Origin of the sequence: Streptomyces sp. NPDC051020 (assembly GCF_040683105.1) — a bacterium.
In the GTDB taxonomy this organism is placed as follows: domain Bacteria; phylum Actinomycetota; class Actinomycetes; order Streptomycetales; family Streptomycetaceae; genus Streptomyces.
Genome location: NZ_JBFBCG010000052.1, coordinates 47322 through 57417, shown reverse-complemented (window position 1 = coordinate 57417; position 10096 = coordinate 47322). Strand labels below are relative to the sequence as shown.

The following is a 10096-nucleotide window of genomic DNA, read 5'->3' as shown; positions in this document are numbered from 1 at the left end:
AACGTGCCGAGGGCAAGAAGCACGTCCAAGCCGTGCTCGCTCTCGCTCGCCGACGCGTCAACGTCCTGTGGGCCCTGATCCGTGACCGACGGTGCCACCAGGTCGCACCCCCAGTCACAGCAGCCGCTTGACAACAGCATTAGGAAGCGTTAAGTCCGTTTCTGATAGCGGCCGCGTCCGGGTTGTTCGAGGAGTCCCAGGCGGGAGCGGGTGACGTTGATTGAGGGCTCGTCGGTGGGCAGGCCCAGGTGCTCGTGCAGATCACGGACGCGGAACACCTTCCCGGGGTGCTCGTTGAACGTGGTCACGATGCGCTGGTAGACGGTGGCGGTCTCCGCGGGGGCCGTTGCGTGGTCGGCAGGGGTGAGGCCGTCGATGACCTTGCGGGTGGCGGCGAGCTCGGCCAGGCGGGCTTCGGTCTCGGCGAGGGCGATGGCGAACCGCTCGATCTGCTCGCGCAGGTTGTCGGCTCGTGCGGAGGTCTCGTCGTGTTCGGTCTGCAGCAGCCGCAGGAGTTCGCTGACGTTCACGCGGCCAGCTCCACGTCGTCCCGCCAGGTGGGGGTAGGGGTGGTGAGGCGGCGGAGCATGCCGGCGGTGGAGGCCCAGTAGACGCGGGAGGCCGCGTTGTCGGGCCGGTGGTCGTAGTCGCGGGCGAGGCGCCGGTGCAGCATGAGGGTGCCGTTGACCTGCTCGACCACCCACCGCTTCGGTTGTGGGACGAAGCCCTTGCCTTCGTCGTCGGGGTTGCGGCGGACCACCTCGACGGTGATGTCCTTCACCGCCCCGTGGATGATCACGGCGTCCTTGAAACCCTGGTCGACCAGAACCTTTTCCAGGCGCATCCCGCATCGTTCGGCCGCCTGGTCCAGCAGGGCGATGCCGGCCTCGTTGTCGTGCGCGCTCGCGGCGAGGATCACCACACCGATGATCAGGCCCAGCACGTCGACGGCGAGTCCCCGCTTCCTGCCGGGTGTCTTCTTGTTCGCGTCCAGTCCCGTCGTCTCCTTCGGCACCCCGGCCGCCGCGCGGACGGACTGGGTGTCGATGATCACCAGGGACGGGTCCTCTCATCGTCTGGACCGCTCCCGCACCTGGCAGCGCAGGATCTCCTGGATTCGCTGGTCAAGGCCGTCCTGGCGCCAAAGGGTGAAGTAGTAGAACACTGCCGACCAGGCCGGGAGGTCGTGTGGCAGGAGCCGCCACTGACAGCCCGTCCGGTTCTGGTAGAGCAGCGCGTTCACGACCTCGCGCAAGTCGCAGGAGCCCGGGTCCCCGGTCGCCGACCGCGCTACCCGCTCCTGCTTCCACGCGGTGACCAGCGGCTCGATCAACGCCCATTGCTCGTCGGACAAGTCGGTTGCGTACGGCATCCGTTCCATGCCCGCGACCCCATCATGCACACGACATGACGCGAGCGTGGAACCGTCCCATCACCCACGAACGGGCGACACCACATCATCAGGAACGGGACTTAACGCCCTCTCACTTGACGAACAGCTACTCCCCTACCAGTGCACGCAGTCGGGAACCGGGCAACGCCCGCAGTGCAATGCTGTCCGCCGCCCCCGCAGCGCAGAGCCGGCACACACACAGACCCGCCACGGCAACCTTCTGGTCAGCGCCGTCACCGTCCGCCTTCGCCATAGCAGTCACGTCACGACGGCGTTCTGGACACGACTCGGCGGCCAGCCTTACCAAGAGCGCGACACGGAAGCGATCATGACGCGCACATGCAGGTATAGAGGAGGCGCACGTGTTCGGTAAGGCAGCACGCATGGTCAGGCACCTGGACGCGACGGGAGTCGGGCTGCCGCCGGACCACACAATCGCGGTCGACGCACCAGACGCACACGCCACCGACGCTCTGACCGCCGCACGCCGTGGCGCATACGCGCCAGCCCGCGCACTCCTTGCCGTCACACGTGAAAAGGCCAACTGGATCCTGCGGGACGAGTCCGTGCGCGCCCTCGCTGAGATCGCCGTGGACGACGCAGCGTGGCTGAACGCCTGGCAGGCCAAGTCGCCCGACGACCCCGACGCCCTCGTCGTCGAAGCGTTCCGGCGGATCGCCGAGGCATGGAAGGTCCGCACAAGCGCGTACGGGAAAGACGTGGCCCCAGACCAGTTCCGCGCCTTCCTCGCGCTGCTGAACGACGCACTGCCAGCCATCGAAGCGGCCGTCGCAGCCAGCCCCGGCGACCCGGTGCCGTGGTCCGCAGCCCTGACCCACTGCAGGGGTGCCCAGGCGCCGCGCGATATCTTCGACGACTGCCTGCTCCATGCGCTCACCTGCGGGCCCCACCACTTGCCCACCCATCTCCAAGCCGTGCAGTTCCTCGCCGCCAAGTGGTACGGCAGCCACAAGGAGATGCTCGACTACGCGGCCCGCGCCGCCACCGACGCCCCGCAGAACTCCCCCGTCCGCGCCCTGGAAGTCGTGGCACTGACGGAAGTCGACATCGAGACGGACGGGAGGGACAGACGCTCGCGTAAGAACGGCAGCGAGGCACCCCTCAACGCCGACCAGATCGACAAGATCATCGCCACCGCACAGACGTACTCCACATCCCGCCCGCCCGAGGACCACGACGCCCGCCTGATCCGCAACCACCTCGCGTGGGCCCTGAACCGGCAAGAACGCTGGGCCGAATCGCTGGACGTCTACCGCTCCATCGGGCGATACGCCACCTCGTCCCCCTGGCAATACGCAGCCAGCCCCCTACAGGCGTTCCTGCACTTCCGGGACCACGCCCGGTCCCAACTCGCCGCCTCCATCCCCCGCAACGGCACCGTCCCCGCCCCCACGGTGCCGGTGCCGGAATCCGTAGAGCCACGGGCAGCAAAAGAGATCGCGTACGTGCCCACCTCGCCGCAACGCGCCTCGCAGGAGCTGCTGCTGTGCGGGGCAACCGTCCGGCTCGCTCCGGCCGGACGGTGGACGCTGATGGAGGCCGCCCCATCACAGGAGACGCCAGGCAAGCGCGGACGCCGCGCGACGCTGCTACGCCTCGACGGGCTGGCAAAAGTCGCGGAGACCGCGTTCAACGCCCCTCAACTGACCACCCTGGTCGCCCACTGCGAAGGGGGCGACGCCCGGGCCCTCACCGTCGTCCGCGAAGGCAGGACGGCCGCCCGGCACCGATGGGCAGGGCCCGGAACGACACCGTCGCAAGAGACCGCCCAGCAGCATGCGGAGCTGTTCGTTGCGGCGGCCGGCAGCGGCGACGCCCGCGAAGTGGCGCGGCTACTGCGCGACCCGGGCGAGCCATCAGAGCTCTTGACCCGCACCCTGGCCACGCTGGGCCTCCCACCGCTCCCGATCGGCTTTGGCGAGCGCGCTGAGGTCCTGGCCGACGCCCAGAGGGCCACCGTCCACCAGGCCCGCTCGCTGTGGCAGGGCATGAAGGACTTCATGAGCGACGACACCGATCCGAATCCGCCATTGCAACTCGACGGCCAATAACTGATCGGAAGGTCCTTCGCCACAAACGGGTCGCGGACCGTGCACCCCTGGCGCGGAAACGGCCAGGGGTGCACGGTCCGCTGGCGTCGGCCACCCGGTGCTCGAGACCCCGTACTCGAGCGGCTGTTTGCACCAGCAGCAGGAGGTCCGCCACCGCGGCCATGCCGCCGTCGAAGACCGTACCCGCTGCGGTAAGGACACCGGCTTCGGTCGCTTCCCTTCCCAGCAGTTCGCCGTCAACGCCGTCTGGCTGGAACTCTCACTCGCCGCGATCGACCTGCTCGCCTGGACCCGCACCCTGCTACTGGACGGCGCCCTGGCCACCACCGAGCCCAAGAAACTCCGCTACCAACTACTGCACGGCGCATCCCGCCTCACCCGCGGCGGGTGGAGCCTCCGGCTGCGGATCTCCGCGACCGGGCCCTGGAAGAATGAACTGGCCACCGCCTCCACCGCCTTCCACGGCCTCGCCGCCCTGCCCTGCCCACGACGTGAAAGACCTCGGAGAACCCGGCCCCGGCGTCGAGCCCCACCCTGCCTGCGTTCCGCGTAATTCCGGGGTTCTGGAGTCCTTGCCGGGCTGAAGGTGCAGGTCAGCGGGTTGTGGGCTGGTGACACGGCCGGATTTGCCTAGAGACGCGATTTTGCGGATTCGCCTGCGCTGACCTGGAGTTGCTCCGTATGGTCTGGAGTCGTGTACGTGAAGACGACGAAGCGGGAGAACAAGTCCGGCACGGTCCGGTACCTGCACCTGGCCCACAACGAGTGGGATCCGGTGAAGGGCCGGGCGGTCCCGAAGGTCCTGTTCACCTTCGGCCGTGAGGACGACCTCGACCGGGACGCGGTCAAACGCCTGGTCGCGTCTCTATCGAGGCTGCTGGAGCCGGGCGAGGCACTGGCCTCGACCGAGGCGGGTGACCTGGAGTTCGTCTCATCGGTCCCGTTCGGCGGCACCTATGTCCTCGATCATCTCTGGCGCCGGCTGAAGATCGACCAGATCGTCGGGCAGGTGGGGCAGCCCAAGCGGGGCCGACGCCGGGACATGTCGGTGACCGAGCGGGTGCTGTTCTCCTTGGTCGCGAACCGGGCTCTGGCTCCGTCGTCGAAGCTGGCTGCCGCGGACTGGGTCACGCACGACGTGCATGTCGACGGCCTGCCGGCCACCGACGACGATGCCTGCTACCGGGCGATGGACTGGCTCCACGAAGTACAGGACGACCTGGAGAAGCGGGTGTTCGACGAGGTCGCGAACCTCCTCAACCTCGAGGTCGACCTGCTGTTCTTCGACACCACCAGCACCTACTTCGAGCTGGAGGAGGCCGACGAGCCCGTCGCCCGCGACGACAAGGGCCGCCTCCTGACGGCCGCAGACGACTCTCCCGCCGGCGCGGACGACAGCGGTGACGCCCCGGAACAGGCCGGGTTCCGCACCTTCGGCAAGTCGAAGGACTCCCGCGACGACCTGCCGCAGATCGTGATCGGGATGGCCGTCACGAGGGACGGGATCCCGGTCCGCGTCTGGTCCTGGCCCGGCAACACCGGTGACCAGAAACTGATCCGGCAGGTCAAGGACGACATGCGGAACTGGACCCTGAGCAAGATCGTGTGGGTCACCGACCGGGGATTCTCCAGCGAACGCAACCGCCGCTACCTCCGCCAGGGCGAGAACGCCTACATCGTCGGCGAGAAACTCCGCTCCGGCAGCCCGGAGGTGAGGGCCGCCCTGTCCCGGCAGGGCCGCTACGGCGAGATCGCCCAGAACATGCGGGTCAAGGAGGTGAGGATCTCCGAAACCGAACGGTTCGTGATCTGCCACAACCCCGAAGCCGCCACCCGTGACCAGCACATACGCGAACAGCTCGTCGCCCAGCTCACCCACCTGATCGAGGACACCGACCAGCTCAGCGAGTTCAAACGCGGAGAACTCCGCGGAAAGATCGCCGACAAGCCCGGCCTCAACCGCTACCTCCGCACCACCCCGGCCGGCAAGCTCCGCCTCGACACCGCGAAGATCAAGGCCGAGGAGAACCTCGACGGCAAGTACCTCCTGCGATGCTCCGACCCACACCTGTCCGCGGAGGACATCGCCCTCGGCTACAAGCAGCTCCTCGAAGTCGAACGGGGCTGGCGGGACATGAAGCAGATCATCGACCTGCGACCCGTCTACCACCGGCTCGAGGAACGCATACGCGCACACGTCGTCCTCTGCTGGCTCGCCCTGCTACTGATCCGCATCACCGAGACCACCGCCGGCGCGACCTGGCAGACCGTCCGCCGCGAGCTCGACCGGCTCCACCTCGGCACCTTCACCGGCCCCACCGGCCTGTTCCGGCAGGTCACCACCCTCACCAAGCCCCAGACCGGCCTCCTGGCCAAGCTCGGCATCCCCGCACCCAAGCAGATCATCACGCTCGAACCCACACCCCGCTGACCAGCACGAACACCAGCGCCTAGAGAAACGCCTCTCAGGCGCCCTCACCCATGCCCGCGCAGGTCAGACCCCAGATTCATGACTCCAGGCCGCTGAATTACGCGGAACGCAGGCCCTGCCCACGCGGCGAAAGCGCCCTCGCCGGGCGGCGGGGGCTGGGCATCGATCCTGCCTGGCGGTGCGCGCCCCCGCGCGTGCCACCGGTGCGGAGACAGGCCTCTGCCGGTGCGGGGGCGCGCACCGGCTGGTAGGGGCCGCAGCCCGGGCGCTCACCGTCTGCGTCATTAAATGATGCGTGTCGGAACGGATCTTTCAGCAGAAGTGAACGTCGGGATGCGAGGTGGCCGGCGTAGCTGGTTGCCTCGTATGGTGCCGCTCCAGGGCAGCTGCCATTTGTTGAGCGAAAGGTCCTTTCCTTCGCCGCAAAACCCGCCGGGGACAAGGCGACCCCGCAACCGGAGCCGCGCAGCGGCGGAGACCTCTGCCATGTCACACCCGCCCGGCACGTTGATCGCGGTGACCAGTGACGGTGATTTCTACGACCGGGAGTTCCTCGCCCCCGGCGAGACGGTCCGGTATCGCTGGCTCCAGCAGAAACTGGCCCGGACGAAGAGGGACAGTCGGAACGGGGCGAAGGCCCGGGCACGCACGCCCCGGCTCATGGGCAGGGCTACTGACCGTCGCGACCTCGACCAGCTCTACGCCGAACGCGACCAGCTTCGATCCGACTGCCATAAGTGGGTAGACCTCGTCGCCTCCACCGAGCGGGTACGGCAAATCCAGGCGGCCGACGCTGACCAGTACGAGGCCGGGCTCCGCGACCGCGCCGAGAAAGCTGAACGCGCTGTCGACCACCTCGCCGCCCGGACCCGTGAAGCCGTCGCCGCCCGCGACACCGCCGAGGCCCGCGCCAACCGCTACCGCACCGCCTGGCAGTCCGCCGCTGAGCGGGCCGTAGCATACGGCGAAGGGATCCTGCGCCTCTGCGACGACCGCGACAGCTATGCCGGCTGGCTCGAGCAGGAGCAGGGTGCCACGGCGGCACTCCGGGCTCGCATTGCCGAGCTGGAGCACCAGATCACCATCGACACCCAGGTCATGGAGAAAGCCGACGGGATCATCGACGCATTGCGCGTCCGTCAGATCTCCACGTGCCACCTTTCCGATCAACGAGAAGCCGAGGTCATGACCCATCACTGCTGCGAGGCGATGACCAGCCGCGTGAACGTGCGCTGCGACCAGCACGACGACCCCTTCGCCTGCCCGGACGCGCTGGTTGACTTCAGCGCCAAGTTCCAGGAGTACGGGCTGATCATCCATGACGGCGGCACGTCAAGTATCACGATCGACTTCTGCCCCTGGTGCGGACGACGTCTCCCCGAGTCGCAGCGGGACCGATGGTTTGGCGAGCTGGAGCGCCGCGGGATCGATCCGTGGGAGGACGAGGTGCCTGCCGAATTCCAAGACGACCGTTGGCTCGCCGCTCTGCACCAGGAGTAACGAACCAGCAGCCTCGGGCGCTTCTGAAACACGCCCTAGCCGCCGGCACCCTGGCCGCCCCGGGGTTCATGATCGAAAGGCCTTCTTTCTACGAGCCCAGGCTGCGGCAGCCGTGTCTGAAGGGCCGCCTCGTTCGAGGCGGCCCTTCAGAGGTGGTCGTGTGGACGTCAGGCGGCGTAGAAGGGGCCGGCGCGGCGCAGGTTGGTTTCTATGCGTGCGAGTGCCTTCGAGAGCTGCATACGGTCCTTGTTGCGCAGCTTCGCCGTGAGGAACTGGTCATGGAGCTCTGCGAGCTTTGACTCGAGTTCATTCCGTTCGGGAGCGGTGAGTCGTTTCCCCGTGAGTTGAGCGGCGGCGGCATCGATCTCGGCCTGGAGCACGTGACGCTCTGCCGGAGGTCTGGTCATCGCGAGCTGTCCGGTCAGCGTCCGGATGCGGGATGCCGTAGCGTTTCGTTGGCTTTTGGTCAGTGTTGGTCCGAGGTAGCGCTGTTCGAGATTGGCGACGGCTGCCTTGAACTGGGCCAGAACGCCGCGGGACGACAGCTGGCCGGTTTGGCTGTCAGGGGCGGCTTGGCTCTCTTCGGTCGTGACTACGCACCCGGGATTGCGAGGCGGGTGGGTGTCGTGCACGCGGGCCTGCGCAGGGCTGCTGGCTCCGCCGAGGACCACTGCTGACAGAAGCGCTGCGGCCCCGAGGCGGCGGCCGGTCGTCGTGGACATGGAGGAGCTCCTTCGAACGCTGTCGCACCAAAGAGGTTCGTTGGCAACGCTGACTACGGTCCGTGCGCCGTAGTTGCAGGCCAACTGTTGCGGCGGGATGGTGTGGGAGGCCTCGGCGCGCAAGGTCACGGGTGAATCTTCTGATCTACCGGCTTGTTGAGGTATCTCTCATGCGTTTGACACGGACGCTTCCGAGTCTGGCCGCCATAGTGGTTGGCCTGGCCTCGTTCGCGTTGAGCTACGTTGCGTTGCGTGACGTTTCGGTGCGCGTCGGTGCTGTTCCTGCAGACCCCGGCTGGCTGGTACCGATCGTGGTTGATGCTGGCGCGGTCAGTGGCAGCGCCGTGATCTGGGCTGCGTCCCAGGAAGATGGGGGCCGGCAGCAGGCAGCGGGAGCAATGCTCAAGACTTGTGGATCGGTGTCGGGGAGGCAACGCGAAGGGCGTACCTTCCCGAATGATCCTGTGATGGTCATCGAGTAGGCCGACGTTGGCGCGTCGGTCGGGAAGGCACGCCCGTGCTCACGGTAGTCAATGCTGACGGTTCCACTCCAAACGGCTCCCTGATCGACGAGATCGTCCGCGAGGGCGCCAGGCGGATGCTGGCTGCCGCGCTGGAAGCTGAAGTCAACAGCTACATAGCCGAGTTGGCCGGTGAACGGGACGGCGACGGTCGCCGCCTGGTCGTGCGCAATGGCTACCACCAGTCGAGGAAGGTCACCACGGCCGCCGGGACGGTCGAGGTGCGGGCCCCACGCGTGAATGATAAGCGCGTCGATGACACGACGGGTGAGCGCAAGCGGTTCTCCTCGGCGATCCTGCCGCCCTGGTGCCGCAAGTCCCCGAAGATCAGTGAGGTGCTGCCGCTGCTCTACCTAATTCCCTTATAACAGCTCCAGCACCGGGAACCACCAATGCCAGGCTGTTCGAGTACGGCCGTGACGTCTGACCGTCTCAGGGCAATCGACGTCTCGTGCCAGAGCGGCGCAAGACCGTGCTCGGGAACATCTGAGGCCGACGCCCTACGTCTTCGTGGCTCTGAGCCCTCGCGGGAGAGCGGCGCAGGTCTCTGTGCTCGTGGTGGTGACGGTCGCGTGGGCGCCGAACGAACGCCTCAGGAGGCCCCGGCCTCGACGTCTCACAACAGAGCGGCGGCGTTCGGCCCCTTCGTGGCTGCCACCACCGGGATGGGTGGTGGCGCCCGTGGGCGTCGGGCGGATGCCTGTGCTCTACCCGGCCGTGATGCCTCCGTGCAGAGCGGCGACGCCCGGCGCCGTCGAGCGTCAGCACTCTTCACCTTGATCACTCGTTGGTGTTTGTGGTGCGAGCCCACTACACGGCGACCTCTCGAAACGCCCGAGCCGTCTGAGCTCCCGCATAGACCGAGGCCCGCGTGGTGCGCTGGTGCCACGAACGGCTAGTGAGGTGGCGGACCGGCCCGGTGGGCCGAGTCCTGGAATTAGGTCGCTGCGTGGCCCGCATGCGCTCGTGACCAGCGCAGACAACCGTGCCATGGGGAGGAACTGCCTTGATCTACTGCGGAATCGACTGGGCCGAGAAGACGCACGATGTCGCCTTGGTCGACGACAGCGGCGGGTTACTGGCCAAGCGCCACATCACCGACGATGCGGCCGGCTACAAACTCCTGCTGGATCTGCTCGCCGAGTACAGCGACACCGACGAGAACCCGATCCCGGTCGCCATCGAGACCTCCCGCGGCCTGCTGGTCGCGGTGCTGCGGACCGGCAAGCGACAGGTGTTCGCGATCAACCCGCTGGCCGCTGCCCGCTACCGCGACCGCCATAGCGTCTCGCGCAAGAAGTCCGACCCCGGCGACGCCCTCGTCCTGGCGAACATCCTGCGCACTGACATGCACGCCCACCGGCCCCTGCCAGGCGACAGTGGCCTGGCCCGTGCGATCGCCGTTCTCGCCCGCGCCCAGCAGGATGCCACTTGGAACCGCCAGCAGTTGGCCAACC

At 67.6% G+C, this 10096-nt stretch carries 8 protein-coding genes and 3 pseudogenes; 8 read left to right on the top strand and 3 right to left on the bottom strand.

The features are described 5' to 3' along the window. A pseudogene (locus AB0N06_RS25815) lies at window positions 1–131 on the top strand (IS110 family transposase); the annotation flags it as partial. A gap of 18 nt (window positions 132–149) precedes the next feature. Here AB0N06_RS25815 and AB0N06_RS25810 read toward each other — a convergent pair. Further along, window positions 150–530: a hypothetical protein gene (locus AB0N06_RS25810; RefSeq protein ID WP_366137044.1), complete on the bottom strand. Its 381-nt coding sequence runs from the start codon at window positions 528–530 to the stop codon at window positions 150–152. Continuing rightward, window positions 527–1381 (bottom strand): annotated as a pseudogene (locus AB0N06_RS25805) (IS5 family transposase). Before AB0N06_RS25805 ends, AB0N06_RS25810 begins: the two are co-directional and overlap by 4 nt. Before the next feature lie 374 nt (window positions 1382–1755). Here AB0N06_RS25805 and AB0N06_RS25800 point away from each other — a divergent pair. The 4 genes from AB0N06_RS25800 to AB0N06_RS25785 all read left to right on the top strand — a co-directional run bounded on the left by AB0N06_RS25800 (window position 1756) and on the right by AB0N06_RS25785 (window position 7396). Next, window positions 1756–3465: a hypothetical protein gene (locus AB0N06_RS25800; protein ID WP_366137043.1), complete on the top strand. Its 1710-nt coding sequence runs from the start codon at window positions 1756–1758 to the stop codon at window positions 3463–3465. A 97-nt stretch (window positions 3466–3562) separates the two neighbouring features. Beyond that, a complete protein-coding gene (locus AB0N06_RS25795; RefSeq protein WP_366137042.1) occupies window positions 3563–4018 on the top strand; it encodes a transposase in 456 nt (151 codons plus the stop codon). 147 nt (window positions 4019–4165) lie between these two features. Next, window positions 4166–5896, top strand: coding sequence for an IS1634 family transposase (locus AB0N06_RS25790; RefSeq protein ID WP_366137041.1), 1731 nt, complete (start codon window positions 4166–4168; stop codon window positions 5894–5896). Window positions 5897–7081: 1185 nt separating this feature from the next. Continuing rightward, a complete protein-coding gene (locus AB0N06_RS25785; protein WP_366137046.1) occupies window positions 7082–7396 on the top strand; it encodes a hypothetical protein in 315 nt (104 codons plus the stop codon). Between the two features lie 167 nt (window positions 7397–7563). Here the strand turns inward: AB0N06_RS25785 and AB0N06_RS25780 are convergent, their stop codons facing one another. After that, window positions 7564–8118 carry a hypothetical protein gene (locus AB0N06_RS25780; protein ID WP_366137040.1) on the bottom strand — a complete coding sequence of 185 codons (555 nt, stop codon included), beginning with the start codon at window positions 8116–8118 and terminating at the stop codon, window positions 7564–7566. A gap of 131 nt (window positions 8119–8249) precedes the next feature. Here AB0N06_RS25780 and AB0N06_RS25775 point away from each other — a divergent pair, with 131 nt between their 5' ends. The 3 genes and pseudogenes from AB0N06_RS25775 to AB0N06_RS25765 form a co-directional block, all read left to right on the top strand. Beyond that, a complete protein-coding gene (locus tag AB0N06_RS25775; protein WP_366137039.1) occupies window positions 8250–8600 on the top strand; it encodes a DUF2637 domain-containing protein in 351 nt (116 codons plus the stop codon). 35 nt (window positions 8601–8635) lie between these two features. Continuing rightward, window positions 8636–8995: pseudogene (locus AB0N06_RS25770) on the top strand (transposase); the annotation flags it as partial. A 650-nt stretch (window positions 8996–9645) separates the two neighbouring features. After that, window positions 9646–10096: IS110 family transposase (locus AB0N06_RS25765; RefSeq protein WP_366137038.1), on the top strand; the 451-nt coding region annotated here is incomplete at its 3' end.